Annotated in this window: 28 protein-coding genes; all 28 read right to left on the bottom strand. The window is 44.6% G+C overall.

Translation table 11 applies throughout. The annotated features are described in order from the left end of the window. Nucleotides 1–220 precede the first annotated feature (220 nt). The 28 genes from rplQ to rpsJ all read right to left on the bottom strand — a co-directional run bounded on the left by rplQ (nt 221) and on the right by rpsJ (nt 13883). Nucleotides 221–616 (bottom strand): 50S ribosomal protein L17, encoded by a 396-nt coding sequence (rplQ, locus tag AN944_RS20365; protein WP_055026486.1) that lies wholly within the window; start codon nt 614–616, stop codon nt 221–223. A 42-nt stretch (nt 617–658) separates the two neighbouring features. Then, nucleotides 659–1648 (bottom strand): DNA-directed RNA polymerase subunit alpha, encoded by a 990-nt coding sequence (locus AN944_RS20370; protein ID WP_055026487.1) that lies wholly within the window; start codon nt 1646–1648, stop codon nt 659–661. A gap of 24 nt (nt 1649–1672) precedes the next feature. Continuing rightward, on the bottom strand, nt 1673–2293 hold the full coding sequence (gene rpsD / locus AN944_RS20375) for a 30S ribosomal protein S4 (RefSeq protein WP_055026488.1): 621 nt from the start codon (nt 2291–2293) through the stop codon (nt 1673–1675). A gap of 32 nt (nt 2294–2325) precedes the next feature. Then, on the bottom strand, nt 2326–2718 hold the full coding sequence (gene rpsK / locus AN944_RS20380) for a 30S ribosomal protein S11 (protein WP_011635661.1): 393 nt from the start codon (nt 2716–2718) through the stop codon (nt 2326–2328). 17 nt (nt 2719–2735) lie between these two features. Continuing rightward, nucleotides 2736–3092, bottom strand: coding sequence for a 30S ribosomal protein S13 (gene rpsM / locus AN944_RS20385; protein WP_055026489.1), 357 nt, complete (start codon nt 3090–3092; stop codon nt 2736–2738). 119 nt (nt 3093–3211) lie between these two features. Next, nucleotides 3212–3325 (bottom strand): 50S ribosomal protein L36, encoded by a 114-nt coding sequence (gene rpmJ, locus AN944_RS21460; RefSeq protein ID WP_006083579.1) that lies wholly within the window; start codon nt 3323–3325, stop codon nt 3212–3214. 21 nt (nt 3326–3346) lie between these two features. Beyond that, nucleotides 3347–4687 (bottom strand): preprotein translocase subunit SecY, encoded by a 1341-nt coding sequence (secY, locus tag AN944_RS20390; RefSeq protein WP_055026490.1) that lies wholly within the window; start codon nt 4685–4687, stop codon nt 3347–3349. A gap of 7 nt (nt 4688–4694) precedes the next feature. Beyond that, a complete protein-coding gene (gene rplO / locus AN944_RS20395; protein WP_055026491.1) occupies nt 4695–5129 on the bottom strand; it encodes a 50S ribosomal protein L15 in 435 nt (144 codons plus the stop codon). 2 nt (nt 5130–5131) lie between these two features. Continuing rightward, nucleotides 5132–5314 carry a 50S ribosomal protein L30 gene (gene rpmD, locus AN944_RS20400; protein WP_055026492.1) on the bottom strand — a complete coding sequence of 61 codons (183 nt, stop codon included), beginning with the start codon at nt 5312–5314 and terminating at the stop codon, nt 5132–5134. Between the two features lie 6 nt (nt 5315–5320). Then, the gene (rpsE, locus tag AN944_RS20405; protein WP_055026493.1) at nt 5321–5824 is read right to left on the bottom strand and encodes a 30S ribosomal protein S5; all 504 of its coding nucleotides are present in this window, start codon (nt 5822–5824) and stop codon (nt 5321–5323) included. A gap of 12 nt (nt 5825–5836) precedes the next feature. After that, nucleotides 5837–6187, bottom strand: coding sequence for a 50S ribosomal protein L18 (rplR, locus tag AN944_RS20410; protein WP_055026494.1), 351 nt, complete (start codon nt 6185–6187; stop codon nt 5837–5839). A 10-nt stretch (nt 6188–6197) separates the two neighbouring features. Then, entirely contained in the window at nt 6198–6731 is a 534-nt protein-coding gene (gene rplF, locus AN944_RS20415) for a 50S ribosomal protein L6 (protein ID WP_055026495.1), read from the bottom strand. A gap of 10 nt (nt 6732–6741) precedes the next feature. Further along, nucleotides 6742–7134, bottom strand: coding sequence for a 30S ribosomal protein S8 (gene rpsH, locus AN944_RS20420; protein ID WP_055026496.1), 393 nt, complete (start codon nt 7132–7134; stop codon nt 6742–6744). A 24-nt stretch (nt 7135–7158) separates the two neighbouring features. Further along, complete coding sequence (gene rpsN, locus AN944_RS20425; RefSeq protein ID WP_055026497.1) at nt 7159–7464, bottom strand: 30S ribosomal protein S14; 306 nt, start codon at nt 7462–7464, stop codon at nt 7159–7161. Nucleotides 7465–7474: 10 nt separating this feature from the next. After that, nucleotides 7475–8014, bottom strand: coding sequence for a 50S ribosomal protein L5 (rplE, locus tag AN944_RS20430; RefSeq protein ID WP_055026498.1), 540 nt, complete (start codon nt 8012–8014; stop codon nt 7475–7477). A gap of 12 nt (nt 8015–8026) precedes the next feature. After that, on the bottom strand, nt 8027–8341 hold the full coding sequence (rplX, locus tag AN944_RS20435; protein ID WP_055026499.1) for a 50S ribosomal protein L24: 315 nt from the start codon (nt 8339–8341) through the stop codon (nt 8027–8029). 11 nt (nt 8342–8352) lie between these two features. Beyond that, nucleotides 8353–8721, bottom strand: a complete 369-nt coding sequence (gene rplN / locus AN944_RS20440; protein ID WP_055026500.1) for a 50S ribosomal protein L14 — start codon at nt 8719–8721, stop codon at nt 8353–8355. Nucleotides 8722–8938: 217 nt separating this feature from the next. After that, on the bottom strand, nt 8939–9187 hold the full coding sequence (rpsQ, locus tag AN944_RS20445; RefSeq protein WP_055026501.1) for a 30S ribosomal protein S17: 249 nt from the start codon (nt 9185–9187) through the stop codon (nt 8939–8941). Then, nucleotides 9187–9378 (bottom strand): 50S ribosomal protein L29, encoded by a 192-nt coding sequence (gene rpmC / locus AN944_RS20450; protein ID WP_006083592.1) that lies wholly within the window; start codon nt 9376–9378, stop codon nt 9187–9189. The genes rpsQ and rpmC overlap by 1 nt, the downstream gene beginning before the upstream one ends. Continuing rightward, complete coding sequence (rplP, locus tag AN944_RS20455) at nt 9378–9788, bottom strand: 50S ribosomal protein L16 (RefSeq protein ID WP_055026502.1); 411 nt, start codon at nt 9786–9788, stop codon at nt 9378–9380. The genes rpmC and rplP overlap by 1 nt, the downstream gene beginning before the upstream one ends. A gap of 11 nt (nt 9789–9799) precedes the next feature. Next, nucleotides 9800–10489: a 30S ribosomal protein S3 gene (gene rpsC / locus AN944_RS20460; RefSeq protein WP_055026503.1), complete on the bottom strand. Its 690-nt coding sequence runs from the start codon at nt 10487–10489 to the stop codon at nt 9800–9802. Nucleotides 10490–10501: 12 nt separating this feature from the next. After that, on the bottom strand, nt 10502–10834 hold the full coding sequence (gene rplV, locus AN944_RS20465) for a 50S ribosomal protein L22 (RefSeq protein WP_055026504.1): 333 nt from the start codon (nt 10832–10834) through the stop codon (nt 10502–10504). A gap of 15 nt (nt 10835–10849) precedes the next feature. Then, nucleotides 10850–11128: a 30S ribosomal protein S19 gene (gene rpsS, locus AN944_RS20470; RefSeq protein WP_006083596.1), complete on the bottom strand. Its 279-nt coding sequence runs from the start codon at nt 11126–11128 to the stop codon at nt 10850–10852. A 15-nt stretch (nt 11129–11143) separates the two neighbouring features. Further along, complete coding sequence (gene rplB, locus AN944_RS20475) at nt 11144–11968, bottom strand: 50S ribosomal protein L2 (RefSeq protein ID WP_055026505.1); 825 nt, start codon at nt 11966–11968, stop codon at nt 11144–11146. A 16-nt stretch (nt 11969–11984) separates the two neighbouring features. Beyond that, entirely contained in the window at nt 11985–12287 is a 303-nt protein-coding gene (rplW, locus tag AN944_RS20480) for a 50S ribosomal protein L23 (RefSeq protein ID WP_055026506.1), read from the bottom strand. Beyond that, nucleotides 12284–12889, bottom strand: a complete 606-nt coding sequence (rplD, locus tag AN944_RS20485; RefSeq protein WP_055026507.1) for a 50S ribosomal protein L4 — start codon at nt 12887–12889, stop codon at nt 12284–12286. Before rplD ends, rplW begins: the two co-directional genes overlap by 4 nt. Nucleotides 12890–12905: 16 nt before the next feature. Then, complete coding sequence (gene rplC, locus AN944_RS20490) at nt 12906–13544, bottom strand: 50S ribosomal protein L3 (protein ID WP_055026508.1); 639 nt, start codon at nt 13542–13544, stop codon at nt 12906–12908. Nucleotides 13545–13571: 27 nt separating this feature from the next. After that, entirely contained in the window at nt 13572–13883 is a 312-nt protein-coding gene (gene rpsJ, locus AN944_RS20495; protein WP_055026509.1) for a 30S ribosomal protein S10, read from the bottom strand. Nucleotides 13884–14254 lie beyond the last annotated feature (371 nt).

Genomic DNA, 14254 nt, shown 5'->3' on the forward strand with positions numbered 1-14254 from the left:
GAGCCAGTGAGCCAGTGAGCCAGTGAGCCAGTGAGCCAGTGAGCCAGTGAGCCAGTGAGCCAGTGAGCCAGTGAGCCAGTGAGCCAGTGCTAGCAAAGCAGCTTGATTAATGCATGCAAGGAATTAATGTGTGAAATTGATAAAATATGCAATGAAAGTTTGAATTTTAGATATAAAAAAACCGAGCCTAAGCTCGGTTTTTTAAGTGAGTAATTAATAATTACTCAGCAGCTTCAACTTCAACAGCTTCAGCAGCTTCAGGACGACCTACTAATTCGATGAAAGCCATTGGAGCTTTATCACCGGTACGTAGACCGCACTTTAGAATACGAGTGTAACCACCAGGACGTTCCTGGAAGCGTGGACCCAATTCTGTGAATAACTTACCTACAACTTCAGCGTCGCGGGTACGAGCAAAAGCTAAACGGCGATTTGCAACGCTGTCTACTTTAGCTAGTGTTATCAGAGGCTCAACTACGCGGCGCAGTTCTTTCGCTTTAGCTACAGTCGTCTTGATGATCTCATGACGGACTAATGAGCTAGCCATGTTACGAAACATAGCTTGGCGATGACTGCTGTTGCGGTTTAGTTGACGACCACTCTTACGATGGCGCATGACCTAATCCTTATAATCTTTAATCTTGTACTAACCTGGGACTTATAGGTCGTCTGCTAAACTAGCTGGAGGCCAGTTTTCTAGACGCATACCTAAAGATAGTCCGCGAGACGCTAATACATCCTTAATTTCAGTAAGAGATTTCTTACCTAAATTAGGAGTCTTGAGCAACTCAACTTCAGTGCGCTGTACGAGATCTCCGATGTAATGAATCGCTTCAGCCTTCAAACAGTTGGCTGAACGTACAGTTAGCTCTAAATCGTCGACAGGACGCAACAGAATCGGATCAAATTCCGGTTTCTCTTCGACAACGGCTGTTTCGGTAACATCACGTAATTCAACAAACGCATCTAACTGTTCAGCTAGAATTGTTGCAGAACGACGAATGGCTTCCTCAGGATCGATAGTACCATTAGTGGTCATATCAATAACGAGTTTATCCAAATCAGTACGTTGTTCAACACGTGCTGCTTCAACATTGTAAGCAATGCGAGCAACAGGTGAGAATGAAGCATCAACCAACAAACGACCGATTGGGCGATCATCGTCTTCAGTTTGTGCACGAGCCGAAGCTGGTACATAACCACGACCACGCTCAACGCGGATACGCATGCTGATATCATTGTTACCAGTCAAATGACAGATAACATGATCAGGATTCATGATGGTTACATCGCCATCATGAGTGATATCTGCTGCAGTAACAGGGCCTGTGCCTGACTTACTTAACGTAAGTAAAGCTTCATCTTTACCCTCGATGTTTACTGCTAGACCTTTAAGGTTAAGCAATATCTCTAGGATATCTTCTTGAACGCCTTCCTTACTGCTGTATTCATGCAATACACCGTCGATTTCGACTTCTGTAACTGCACAGCCAGGCATAGACGACAATAAGATTCGACGCAACGCGTTGCCTAATGTGTGACCAAAACCACGTTCTAGTGGCTCTAGCGTAACCTTGGCACGAGTTGGGTTAACCTGCTCTATGTCAACGAGACGCGGTTTAAGAAATTCTGTAACAGAACCCTGCATTGTGTCCTCTCTTGTTTGTTAGCCTTACTTAGAGTAAAGCTCGACGATCAGCTGTTCGTTAATATCCGCAGACAAGTCGCTACGTTCTGGTAGACGCTTGAAAGCACCTTCCATTTTAGCGCTGTCGACTTCTACCCATGTAGGCTTTTCGCGTTGACCAGCCACTTCTAAAGACGCTTTGATACGTGCTTGAGTGCGTGACTTTTCACGGATGCTTACAACATCATTCGCAGACACTTTGAATGACGGAATGTTAACAACACGACCGTTAACCACGATTGATTTGTGGCTTACTAATTGACGTGATTCTGCACGAGTCGCACCAAAACCCATACGATAAACAACGTTATCTAAACGAGTTTCTAAAAGACCAAGTAGGTTTTCACCAGTGTTGCCTTTTAGACGTGCGGCTTCTTTGTAGTAGTTACGGAATTGCTTTTCTAGCACACCGTACATACGACGAACTTTTTGTTTCTCGCGTAGCTGTAAACCGTACTCTGATAAACGTGGCTTACGAGCGCCATGTTGACCAGGTGCAGCTTCAAGCTTACACTTCGAATCGATTGCTCTCACACCGCTTTTTAGGAAAAGGTCTGTACCTTCTCTGCGGCTGAGCTTGAGCTTAGGACCCAAGTATCTTGCCATGATCTTTCTCCAACTATCCTATATACGCAGTGTTATACACGACGCTTTTTAGGTGGGCGACAGCCATTATGAGGGATAGGTGTCACATCGGTAATGTTGGTAATTTTGTAACCAACAGCATTCAGCGCACGGATGGCTGATTCACGACCTGGACCTGGACCCTTTACGAAAACTTCAAGGTTTTTAACACCGTAGTCTTGAGCAGCAATACCTGCACGCTCAGCAGCAACCTGCGCAGCGAATGGTGTAGATTTACGTGAACCACGGAAACCTGAACCACCTGAGGTAGCCCATGACAACGCATTACCTTGACGATCTGTAATGGTGACAATTGTGTTGTTGAAAGATGCATGGATATGAGCCATACCATCTGCAACCTGTTTACGTACGCGCTTACGCGGAGAACGTGACGGAACTTTAGCCATTTTGGTTTACCTTCCCGTTACTTTCTAATTGGTTTACGTGGACCTTTACGCGTACGCGCATTGGTCTTAGTACGTTGCCCACGAAGAGGCAGGCTACGACGATGGCGGAGACCACGATAACAACCAAGATCCATAAGACGCTTGATGTTCATTGAAATCTCACGACGTAAGTCACCCTCTACTGAGTATTTGGCAACTTCTTCGCGTAGAATATCTATTTGAGCTTCGCTCAATTCCTTGATCTTAGCATCTTCAGCGATTGAAGTAGCTGCGCAGATTGCTCTAGCGCGTGTACGTCCAATACCAAAGATAGCAGTCAATGCGATGACTGTATGCTTTTGATCAGGAATGTTAATGCCAGCGATACGGGCCACTATGCACTCCTTAAATGTTAAAGGCCAACTGCGAAAAGCCCGAAAGGATACTCGACAGTCGACAAATTTGCAAACATTATTTGCTCAGCTCAATATTGAGCTGAGCAAATATCTTTTTTTTAGCCTTGACGCTGTTTGTGTTTTGGTTCAACACAAATCACACGTACAACGCCACTACGCTTGACGATCTTGCAATTACGGCAGATCTTCTTCACGGAAGCTCGAACTTTCATTTCATCACTCCGTTAAAGCAACTAGCGTCCAAAGCGATCTAAATTCGCTTTGTTTACTAAGTTAGCTTTCTTCATCACAGACTCATATTGATGTGACATCATATGGGTCTGAACCTGAGCCATGAAGTCCATGATTACGACTACAATAATTAGTAGTGAAGTACCGCCAAAATAGAACTGTACTTTCCACGCAATTAACATGAACTCCGGAATTAAGCAGATAAAGGTAATGTAAATAGCGCCTGCTAATGTCAAGCGGGTCATTACTTTATCAATGTAACGCGAAGTCTGTTCTCCAGGACGAATCCCAGGAATGAACGCACCACTCTTCTTCAAGTTATCAGCTGTCTCACGCGGGTTAAACACCAACGCAGTATAGAAGAAACAGAAGAAGACGATAGCTGTTGCATACAATAATGAATACAGCGGTTGTCCTGGTGACACAGCTAAAGCGAAATCGCTTAACCATGACATAGACTCATTTTGTCCAAACCACTGAGCCAGTGTGCCTGGGAACAAAATTATGCTGGATGCAAAAATTGGTGGAATCACACCCGCCATATTAACTTTAAGTGGTAAATGTGTACTTTGCGCAGCAAACACCTTACGGCCTTGTTGACGCTTTGCGTAGTTAACGACGATACGACGTTGACCACGTTCTACAAATACTACCAAATAAGTTACAGCAAATACGATTACCGCTAATAACAACAGTACCAGTACATTCAAATCACCTTGACGAGCTTGTTCAGCCGTTTGGCCGATAGCAGAAGGTAATCCAGCAACAATACCTGCGAAAATTAATATCGAGATACCATTACCAATACCACGCTCGGTAATTTGTTCACCTAGCCACATTAGGAACATCGTTCCTGTTACTAAGCTGACAACTGCTACAAAGTAAAAACCAAATCCTACATTGGCAACTAGGCCAGGTACTAGGCTTGGTAAACCTGTCGCGATACCGATTGATTGGAGTGTACCCAACACAAGCGTTCCGTATCTTGTGTATTGACTAATTTTCTTTCTTCCTGACTCGCCTTCTTTTTTCAATTCAGCAAGGGCAGGATGAACTACAGTCAATAACTGCATGATAATCGATGCCGAAATATACGGCATGATACCAAGAGCAAAGATAGAAGCACGCTCTAAAGCACCACCCGAGAACATGTTAAACATGCCTAGGATGGTATCTTTTTGTTGAGCAAACAACTCTGCTAACACAGCTGCGTCAATACCAGGAATTGGCACAAACGAACCGGCTCTAAAGACGATAATCGCACCAATCACGAACAGGAGACGAGTTTTCAATTCTGATAAACCGCCTTTCGCGCTTTTTAAATCAAGTCCTGGTTTTGCCATCGACGTATTATTCCTCGATCTTACCGCCGGCAGCTTCAATAGCTGCACGAGCACCTTTGGTTACCTTAAGACCTTTTACGGTCACTGGGCGTTCAATGGTACCTGAAAGAACGATTTTCGCAAACTGTATGTTGCGAGTAATTACGTTCGCATCTTTCAGAGCGTTCAGGTCGATAACATCACCGTTAACTTTTGCTAGTTCGAGTAAACGAACTTCAGCTGAAACCAAAGCTTTGCGCGAGGTAAAACCGAATTTAGGCAAACGGATTTTAAGTGGCATTTGACCACCTTCAAAACCGATACGCACACCGCCGCCAGAACGAGACTTTTGTCCCTTGTGACCACGACCTGCAGTTTTACCTAAACCAGAACCAATACCACGACCTACACGCTTAGGAGCAGATTTAGAACCTGCTGCTGGAGATAGAGTATTTAAACGCATTATTAATCCTCCACCTTAACCATGTAGTAAACTTTATTAACCATACCGCGAACTGAAGGAGTATCTTCAAGTTCAACAGTGTGGCCAATACGTCTTAGGCCTAGACCTAATAAACAGGCACGGTGCTTTGGCAAACGACCAATGGCACTCTTTGTCTGTGTTACTTTAAACGTTTTAGTAGCCATGGTGCATTAACCTCGAATTTCATCAACATTCAGGCCACGCTTAGCTGCAATTTGTGATGGTGACTTCATGTGCACCAACGCATCTACAGTTGCGCGAACGATGTTGATCGGGTTAGTAGAACCGTATGCTTTAGACAGTACGTTATGAACGCCTGCAACTTCCAATACGGCACGCATTGCGCCACCGGCGATAATACCGGTACCTTCCGATGCTGGTTGCATGTAAACACGCGAACCAGTGTGGCGACCTTTAACTGGGTGATGCAAAGTACCACCATTCAGTTCTACAGTTACCATGTTACGGCGGGCTTTTTCCATTGCTTTTTGAATAGCAGCTGGAACTTCGCGCGCTTTACCATAGCCATAGCCAATCTTACCATTACCATCACCTACCACTGTTAGTGCGGTGAAGCTAAAGATACGACCACCTTTAACTACTTTAGAAACACGATTAACTGCAATTAATTTCTCTTGCAAATCGTCTTTCTGCTGAGCTTCTAATTTAGCCATTTTTATAACCCCTTAGAATTTCAGGCCAGCTTCACGAGCTGCGTCAGCTAGTGCTGCTACGCGTCCGTGATACTTGAAACCAGAACGGTCGAATGCAACTGTTGTTACACCTTTTTCGATCGCACGCTCAGCAACAGTTTTACCTACTGCTTTAGCCGCGTCTACGTTACCGGTACTCTTTAGTAGTTCTTTAACCGCTTTCTCAACGGTTGAAGCAACTGCCACCACCTGAGCTTCAGGATTAATAACCTGAGCATAAATGTGACGCGGTGTACGATGTACAACCAGACGGTTCACGCCCAGCTCTTGGATCTTCTTACGAGCGCGAGTAGCGCGGCGTAAGCGAGATGTTTTCTTATCCATATCGCGTTACCTACTTCTTCTTAGCCTCTTTACGGCGTACTTGTTCGTCTGCATAGCGAACACCTTTACCTTTATAAGGCTCTGGTGGACGGTATCCACGAATCTCAGCAGCGACCTGACCAACTAACTGCTTATCAACACCCGAAAGTACGATATCAGTTTGGCTAGGACACTCTGCAGTAACACCTGCGGGCAGTTTGTGAACCAATGGATGTGAGAAACCTAAAGTAAGGTCAAGGTCTTTACCAGCAACTTTTGCACGGTAACCAACACCAATTAACTTTAATTTCTTAACAAATCCTTCAGAAACACCAACAACCATGTTATTTACTAGTGCACGAGCTGTACCAGCTTGAGCCCAAGCGTTAGCAACGCCTTCAACTGGACCAAACGTTAATACGCCGTTTTCTAGAACAACACTTACCGCATTGTTGATTACTCGAGTCAAACTACCTTTAGCACCTTTTACGGTAATAGTTTGTTCGTTTAAGGTCACCTCTACGCCGGCAGGAATAGACACTGGTGCTTTTGCTACACGTGACATACCTAGCTCCTTACGCTACGTAGCAGATAACCTCACCACCCATGCCATTTAGGCGGGCAGCACGATCGGTCATCAAGCCTTTAGAAGTGGACACAATTGCGACACCCAGACCGCCCATCACCTTAGGAAGTTCGTTTTTACCTTTGTAAATACGAAGACCTGGGCGAGATACGCGCTGGATAGTCTCAACGACTGGTTTGCCTTGGAAATACTTTAAAGTGATTTCTAATTCAGGCTTGGCTTCTTCTGCTACGGCGTAGTCAGTAATATAACCTTCGTCTTTAAGTAATTTCGCAATTGCTACTTTTAACTTAGCTGAAGGCATCGTTACCGATACTTTGTTAGCAGCTTGGCCGTTACGAATACGTGTTAACATATCCGCAATAGGATCTTGCATGCTCATATTAGCTTACTCCGTGACAAGTGCTTACCAGCTGGCCTTACGCAGACCAGGAACTTCACCACGCATAGTTGCTTCACGTAGTTTAATACGGCTAAGACCGAATTTACGTAGAACACCATGTGGGCGACCAGTTTGATTACAACGGTTACGCTGACGCGACGCGCTAGAATCACGAGGTAGAGCTTGTAACTTAAGTACAGCATCCCAACGATCTTCTTCAGAAGTATCAGGAGCGCTGATTAAAGCCTTAAGTGCTAAACGCTTTTCAGCATATTTAGCTACGAGCTGTGCACGCTTTGCTTCACGTGCTTTCATAGATGATTTTGCCATTATGCTACCCTTATTTCTTGAATGGGAAGTTAAATGCGTCTAACAAAGCACGACCTTCTTCATCATTCTTCGCAGTAGTAGTGATAACAATATCCATACCACGAATCTTATCGATTTTATCATAATCGATTTCTGGGAAGATGATTTGCTCACGCACACCCATTGCGTAGTTACCACGACCGTCAAACGCTTTTGCGCTTAGGCCACGGAAGTCACGAATACGTGGGATTGCAATGTCAACTAAACGCTCTAAAAATTCCCACATACGCTCACCGCGTAGGGTAACTTTACAGCCAATAGGGTAGCCTTCACGGATTTTAAAACCAGCAACTGATTTACGTGCAACAGTTACAACTGGTTTTTGACCAGCGATTGCAGTCATGTCACGAAGCGCATGCTCCATAACTTTTTTGTCTGCAACTGCTTCGCCTACACCCATGTTAAGGGTGATTTTTTCAATCCGAGGGACTTGCATGACACTGGTATAGCCGAACTTTTTAGAAAGTTCTGCAATAACAGTCTCTTGATATTTATCATGCAGTTTCGCCATCGTTTACTCCGTTTACTTAATGAGTTCACTATTCGATTTAAAGAAACGGACTTTTTTGCCGTCTTCGAATCGGAAACCAACACGATCTGCCTTGCCTGTGGCTTGGTTAAAGATCGCTACGTTTGATGCTTGTATCGGTGCTTCTTTCTCGATAACGCCGCCAGTTACGCCCAATTGTGGGTTTGGCTTTTGGTGTTTTTTAACAAGATTGATGCCTTCAACAATCAACTTACCAGTAGGTAGGACTTGAGAAACTTTTGCGCGTTTACCCTTGTCTTTACCTGCTAGTACAATTACTTCGTCTTCACGACGGATTTTAGCTGCCATTTTGAAGCTCCTTACAGTACTTCTGGTGCCAGAGAGACGATTTTCATAAACTGCTCGGTACGCAATTCACGTGTCACTGGTCCAAAAATACGAGTACCAATCGGTGCAAGGTTTGCGTTAAGCAAAACTGCTGCATTCCGATCGAAGCGAATGACAGAACCATCTGGACGACGTACGCCTTTCTTAGTACGGACTACCACCGCGTTATATACATCACCTTTCTTCGCTTTAGCGCGAGGAATTGCTTCTTTTACAGAAACCTTGATGACGTCGCCGATACCGGCATAACGACGATGAGAGCCACCCAAGACCTTAATACACTGAACTCTACGAGCGCCACTGTTACACGCGACGTCTAGAGTCGATTGCATTTGGATCATTTTAAGTGCTCCGCTATCGTTACTACACAAATCCCAACATTGGGATCATCATTTCGACCATTTTATAAACTAACTTGTAAATTAATTAGGTTAACCTAACTGACAACAATTTAGTCAAAAATGGCGCGCAAGTATAACACCAATATTTTGGATTGCATAGCAGAAAAAAACAAACGGCCCCAATCTTTGGAGCCGTTTACTATAACCTAATGAAAAATTAGGCCTTTGTTACTACTTCAACTAGTGTCCAAGACTTAGTCTTAGAAAGAGGACGACACTGACTAATAGTCACTACGTCACCTTCATTACACTGATTTGTTTCGTCATGTGCATGGATCTTAGTTGTACGCTTAATGTACTTCCCATAAATAGGATGTTTCACTTGGCGTGCAATAGCAACAGTAATAGACTTGTCCATTTTGTTGCTAAGTACTCGACCTTGCAAAGTACGGATTTTATCAGACATTACGCACCTGCCTTAGAAGTAATAATGGTCTTAACACGTGCAATGTTACGACGCACTAATTTCAATTGATTCGTTTGAGTCAACTGACCAGTAGCGTGTTGCATACGCAGGTTAAACTGCTCACGCAGCAGACCAAGTAGTTCAGCGTTAAGTTCTTCAACGCTCTTTTCTCTTAGTTCGCTCGCTTTCATTACATCACCGTCTTAGTTACGAAGGTAGTCTTAATAGGAAGCTTGGCAGATGCTAAAGCAAACGCTTCACGCGCTAACTCTTCAGATACACCATTCATCTCATAAAGAACCTTACCAGGTTGAATCTGACATACCCAGTATTCAACGTTACCTTTACCTTTACCCATACGCACTTCAAGAGGCTTAGAGGTAATTGGCTTGTCAGGGAAAACTCGAATCCAAATTTGTCCTTGACGTTTAATGTGACGTGTCATGGCACGACGTGCAGATTCGATTTGACGTGCAGTTAAACGGCCACGGCCGACTGCTTTCAAACCGAAAGTACCAAAGCTAACTTCAGTACCGTTCGCTAGACCACGGTTGCGGCCTTTGAACATCTTGCGAAACTTCATACGTTTAGGTTGCAGCATTAAAGTTTCTCCTATTTACCACGAGGCTTGCGCTTAGGCTGCTGCTTCGGCTCTTCTAATGCTGGGATGATACCGTCTAGAACTTCGCCTTTGAAGATCCAAACTTTAACACCAATCACACCGTATTGAGTGTGACTTTCAGAAGTAGAATAGTCGATATCAGCACGTAAGGTATGTAGAGGTACACGACCTTCACGATACCATTCAGAACGTGCGATTTCAGCACCGCCTAGACGGCCGCTCACTTCAACTTTGATACCTTGAGCACCAATGCGCATTGCGTTTTGAACTGCACGCTTCATAGCGCGACGGAACATAACGCGACGCTCTAATTGCTGTGCAATACTGTCAGCAACAAGCTTTGCGTCTAACTCAGGCTTGCGGATCTCAGCGATGTTGATTTGAGCAGTAGTGCCTGTAATTTTAGATACATATGCACGTAATACTTCAACGTCTTCACCTTTCTTACCAATCACAACACCTGGACGGGCAGTGTGAATAGTAACGCGGATGCTCTTCGCAGGACGCTCGATAACGATTTTAGATACTGATGCAGCCTTCAATTTCTCAGTGAGATATTGACGAACTTCCCAGTCGCTGTGCAGGTTATTTGCATAATCTGCTTTATCGGCGTACCAAGTAGAGATCCAAGGCTTTGTGATACCCAGACGGATACCATTAGGATGTACTTTCTGTCCCATTGCTCTCTTCTCCTAGCGATCTGATACAACCACAGTAATGTGGCTGGTACGCTTCATGATACGATCAGCGCGGCCTTTGGCACGAGGCATGATGCGCTTCATTGTTGGTGCTTCGTCAACGAAGACTTTACCAACTTTAAGCTCATCGATATCTGCACCTTCGTTGTGTTCGGCGTTTGCGATAGCTGAGTCTAGTACTTTTTTAACCAGTACGGCGGCTTTCTTAGGGCTGAAGGTCAAAATCTCAAGTGCCTTAGAAACAGGCAATCCTCGAATTTGATCAGCAACTAGACGGGCCTTCTGCGCAGACGTACGGGCGTAACGATGTTTAGCTAAAACTTCCATCTTATGTCTCCCGTATTAACGCTTCTTCGCTTTCTTATCTGCAGCATGGCCGCGATAAGTGCGAGTTGGTGAAAATTCACCAAGCTTATGACCGATCATTTCGTCAGTTACGAACACAGGTACGTGCTGACGACCATTATGGACAGCGATGGTCAACCCAATCATATTTGGGATGATCATTGAGCGACGAGACCAAGTCTTAATTGGCTTTTTGTCTCCCGCTTCCATCGCTTTCTCTACCTTCTTCAGCAAGTGTAGGTCAATGAAAGGACCTTTCTTGAGAGAACGTGGCATGGGCGAATCCTCTTACTATTTATTACGACGACGTACAATGTACTTGTCGGTGAGCTTATTACTACGAGTTTTATAACCCTTAGTTGGCACACCCCATGGACTCACTGGGTGACGTCCACCAGAAGTACGGCCTTCACCACCACCATGTGGATGGTCAACCGGGTTCATTGCAACACCACGAACTGTAGGGCGTACGCCTCTCCAGCGTTTAGCACCTGCTTTACCTAACTGGCGTAGCATGTGCTCAGCGTTACCAACTTCACCGAATGTTGCACGACAATCAACTGGTACTTTACGCATTTCGCCAGAGCGAAGACGTAGAGTTGCATATTGGTTATCACGAGCAACAACTTGAACATAAGCACCAGCTGAACGCGCGATTTGAGCACCTTTACCAGGCTTCATTTCTACTGCGTGCACAACACTACCCACTGGGATGTTGCGAAGCGGCATTGCGTTACCAGTTTTGATGTCTGCATCCAAACCAGATTGGATTGCGTCACCAGCTTGCATACCTTTAGCAGCAAGGATGTAACGACGCTCACCGTCTGCGTATAGTACTAACGCGATGTTAGCTGTACGGTTCGGATCATACTCAAGACGTTCGATTTTTGCAGGGATACCGTCTTTATTGCGTTTGAAGTCAATAATACGGTAATGCTGCTTGTGTCCACCACCTACGTGACGAACAGTGATACGACCAGTATTGTTACGGCCACCACTTTTAGATTTCTTAGCCAACAGGCCTGCAAAAGGTTTCCCTTTATGCAAGTCGCTGTTCACCACTTTAACAACGTGGCGACGACCTGGAGAGGTTGGCTTACACTTAATAACTGCCATGATAATTCTCCTTTGCTTACTCAGCGCCGCCAACGAAATCGATGTCAGCACCAGCAGCTAAAGTTACATAGGCTTTTTTCCAATCGCTACGACGACCAACACGGCCACCAGTGCGCTTAGTTTTACCTTTGTTTACCAAAGTGCGGACACTATCAACTTCAACTTCAAAAAGCTTCGCTACAGCAGCTTTAATCTCTGCTTTAGTCGCATCGATTGCTACGCGGAAAACTACAGTGTTGTTTTTCTCAGCAAGCACAGTGCTCTTTTCAGAGATATGTGGAGCAAGAATAACTTTTAGCAAACGTTCTTCGGTGATCATGCTAGCATCTCCTCGATTTGCTTCACTGCATCAGCAGTAACAAGAACAGTGTTAAACGCGATTAGACTAACTGGGTCAAGACCCGCTACGTCACGTACGTCAACCTTGTATAAGTTGCGTGCTGCTAAGAATAAATTCTCATCAACATCTGCAGTAACAATTAGAACGTCTTCTAAGTTCATTTCTTTTAGTTTAGCTTTCAGCTCTTTAGTTTTAGGAGCTTCAACACCAAAAGATTCAACAACGACTAAACGCTCTTGACGTACCAATTCAGAAAGAATGCTTTTTAAAGCACCACGGTACATCTTTTTGTTAACTTTTTGGCTGTGATCTTGAGTTTTAGCAGCGAATGTTACGCCACCGCCACGCCAGATCGGGCCTTTAACACTACCGGCACGAGCACGGCCAGTGCCTTTCTGGCGCCAAGGCTTTTTGCCTGAGCCAGTTACTTCCGCACGAGTCTGTTGAGCACGAGTGCCCTGACGCGCGTTTGCAGCGTAAGCTACAACTACCTGATGAACCAATGCCTCGTTAAAGTCACGGCCGAAGGTAGTTTCGGAAACTTCAAGAGCGCTTTGCGCGTCTTTCAATACCAATTCCATTACTATCTCCTCAGACCTATGCTTTAACGGCTGGCTTGATAATCAAGTCACCATTGGTAGCGCCAGGAACAGCACCTTTTACCAATAACAAGTTACGCTCTGCATCTACACGTACAACGTCTAGATTTTGAGTAGTGACTTGCTCGGCACCCATGTGGCCAGACATTTTCTTACCTTTGAAAACGCGACCAGGTGTCTGGTTTTGACCGATAGAACCATTAGATCTATGAGCCAAAGAGTTACCATGTGTCATATCTTGAGCGTGGAAGTTCCAGCGTTTAATACCGCCTTGGAAGCCCTTACCTTTAGATTGACCAGTAACATCAACTTTCGCTGTATCAGCAAAGATATCAACGTTAAGTTCAGCACCTACTTCAATGCCTTCACACTCACCATCTGCCAAACGCAATTCCCATAAGCCACGACCAGCTTCTACGCCGCTCTTAGCAAAATGACCTGCTTCTGGTTTGGTGATGCGATTGGCTTTTTTGGTACCAGTAGTTACTTGAAGAGCACGGTATCCGTCAGTTTCTAAAGTTTTCACTTGAGTAACACGGTTACCAGCAATTTCAATTACTGTTACAGGGATTGAAGCGCCATCTTCTGTGAAGATGCGAGTCATACCCACTTTACGACCAATAAGACCGATAGCCATCTTTCAAACCTCTTCTAAGGATCTCAATTAACCTAAGCTAATTTGAACGTCGACACCAGCGGCAAGATCTAAACGCATTAATGCGTCTACAGTCTTTTCAGTTGGCTCTACGATGTCAACTAAGCGCTTGTGAGTACGAATTTCGTATTGGTCACGAGCGTCTTTGTTGACGTGCGGAGAAGTCAAAATGGTATAACGTTCTTTACGCGTAGGAAGTGGAATAGGACCACGAACCTGTGCGCCTGTACGCTTAGCAGTTTCAACGATTTCCGCTGTTGATTGATCGATCAGACGATGATCAAATCCTTTCAAGCGGATACGGATTCTTTGGTTCTGCATTGACCAGAGCTCCTAAAATGCACACATAAAAAATCACCCTCTAGCTTCTTCCCATTGGAAAAGCAGAGCGAGATGATTTAACCGTAGACTCCCAATCGGAGTCAATTATGAAAATGTATAACCCTTATGGTTAAACATTATATTACACTGTCTAGGACAGCGAAGGGGAATTATACAGATATCAGATGAGAGATCAACCCCTTCGAACAAAAACTCTTCAATCTAGTTAGTTTGTTCAAGGCGGTGGATTTTACACAGTTCAATTTAAAAAGCAACAGAAACAAAAAAGGAAGCCGAAGCTTCCTTTTTAATGTGTTAACTAACTTCGCTATTAAGCAACGATTTTAGCTACAACACCAGCACCAACTGTA

Origin of the sequence: Shewanella sp. P1-14-1 (genome assembly GCF_001401775.1) — a bacterium.
In the GTDB taxonomy this organism is placed as follows: Bacteria; Pseudomonadota; Gammaproteobacteria; order Enterobacterales; family Shewanellaceae; genus Shewanella; species Shewanella japonica.

Bases quoted from the DNA above. Each gene is read 5' to 3' on its own strand.
- rplQ (WP_055026486.1), bottom strand. From the start codon at position 616: ATGCGCCATCGTAAGAGTGGTCGTCAACTAAACCGCAACAGCAGTCAT.
- AN944_RS20370 (WP_055026487.1), bottom strand. From the start codon at position 1,648: ATGCAGGGTTCTGTTACAGAATTTCTTAAACCGCGTCTCGTTGACATA.
- rpsD (WP_055026488.1), bottom strand. From the start codon at position 2,293: ATGGCAAGATACTTGGGTCCTAAGCTCAAGCTCAGCCGCAGAGAAGGT.
- rpsK (WP_011635661.1), bottom strand. From the start codon at position 2,718: ATGGCTAAAGTTCCGTCACGTTCTCCGCGTAAGCGCGTACGTAAACAG.
- rpmJ (WP_006083579.1), bottom strand. From the start codon at position 3,325: ATGAAAGTTCGAGCTTCCGTGAAGAAGATCTGCCGTAATTGCAAGATC.
- secY (WP_055026490.1), bottom strand. From the start codon at position 4,687: ATGGCAAAACCAGGACTTGATTTAAAAAGCGCGAAAGGCGGTTTATCA.
- rplO (WP_055026491.1), bottom strand. From the start codon at position 5,129: ATGCGTTTAAATACTCTATCTCCAGCAGCAGGTTCTAAATCTGCTCCT.
- rpmD (WP_055026492.1), bottom strand. From the start codon at position 5,314: ATGGCTACTAAAACGTTTAAAGTAACACAGACAAAGAGTGCCATTGGT.
- rpsE (WP_055026493.1), bottom strand. From the start codon at position 5,824: ATGGCTAAATTAGAAGCTCAGCAGAAAGACGATTTGCAAGAGAAATTA.
- rplR (WP_055026494.1), bottom strand. From the start codon at position 6,187: ATGGATAAGAAAACATCTCGCTTACGCCGCGCTACTCGCGCTCGTAAG.
- rplF (WP_055026495.1), bottom strand. From the start codon at position 6,731: ATGTCACGTGTAGCAAAAGCACCAGTGTCTATTCCTGCCGGCGTAGAG.
- rpsH (WP_055026496.1), bottom strand. From the start codon at position 7,134: ATGAGCATGCAAGATCCTATTGCGGATATGTTAACACGTATTCGTAAC.
- rpsN (WP_055026497.1), bottom strand. From the start codon at position 7,464: ATGGCAAAATCATCTATGAAAGCACGTGAAGCAAAGCGTGCACAGCTC.
- rplE (WP_055026498.1), bottom strand. From the start codon at position 8,014: ATGGCGAAACTGCATGATAAATATCAAGAGACTGTTATTGCAGAACTT.
- rplX (WP_055026499.1), bottom strand. From the start codon at position 8,341: ATGGCAGCTAAAATCCGTCGTGAAGACGAAGTAATTGTACTAGCAGGT.
- rplN (WP_055026500.1), bottom strand. From the start codon at position 8,721: ATGATCCAAATGCAATCGACTCTAGACGTCGCGTGTAACAGTGGCGCT.
- rpsQ (WP_055026501.1), bottom strand. From the start codon at position 9,187: ATGTCTGATAAAATCCGTACTTTGCAAGGTCGAGTACTTAGCAACAAA.
- rpmC (WP_006083592.1), bottom strand. From the start codon at position 9,378: ATGAAAGCGAGCGAACTAAGAGAAAAGAGCGTTGAAGAACTTAACGCT.
- rplP (WP_055026502.1), bottom strand. From the start codon at position 9,788: ATGCTGCAACCTAAACGTATGAAGTTTCGCAAGATGTTCAAAGGCCGC.
- rpsC (WP_055026503.1), bottom strand. From the start codon at position 10,489: ATGGGACAGAAAGTACATCCTAATGGTATCCGTCTGGGTATCACAAAG.
- rplV (WP_055026504.1), bottom strand. From the start codon at position 10,834: ATGGAAGTTTTAGCTAAACATCGTTACGCCCGTACGTCTGCGCAGAAG.
- rpsS (WP_006083596.1), bottom strand. From the start codon at position 11,128: ATGCCACGTTCTCTCAAGAAAGGTCCTTTCATTGACCTACACTTGCTG.
- rplB (WP_055026505.1), bottom strand. From the start codon at position 11,968: ATGGCAGTTATTAAGTGTAAGCCAACCTCTCCAGGTCGTCGCCACGTT.
- rplW (WP_055026506.1), bottom strand. From the start codon at position 12,287: ATGATCACCGAAGAACGTTTGCTAAAAGTTATTCTTGCTCCACATATC.
- rplD (WP_055026507.1), bottom strand. From the start codon at position 12,889: ATGGAATTGGTATTGAAAGACGCGCAAAGCGCTCTTGAAGTTTCCGAA.
- rplC (WP_055026508.1), bottom strand. From the start codon at position 13,544: ATGGCTATCGGTCTTATTGGTCGTAAAGTGGGTATGACTCGCATCTTC.
- rpsJ (WP_055026509.1), bottom strand. From the start codon at position 13,883: ATGCAGAACCAAAGAATCCGTATCCGCTTGAAAGGATTTGATCATCGT.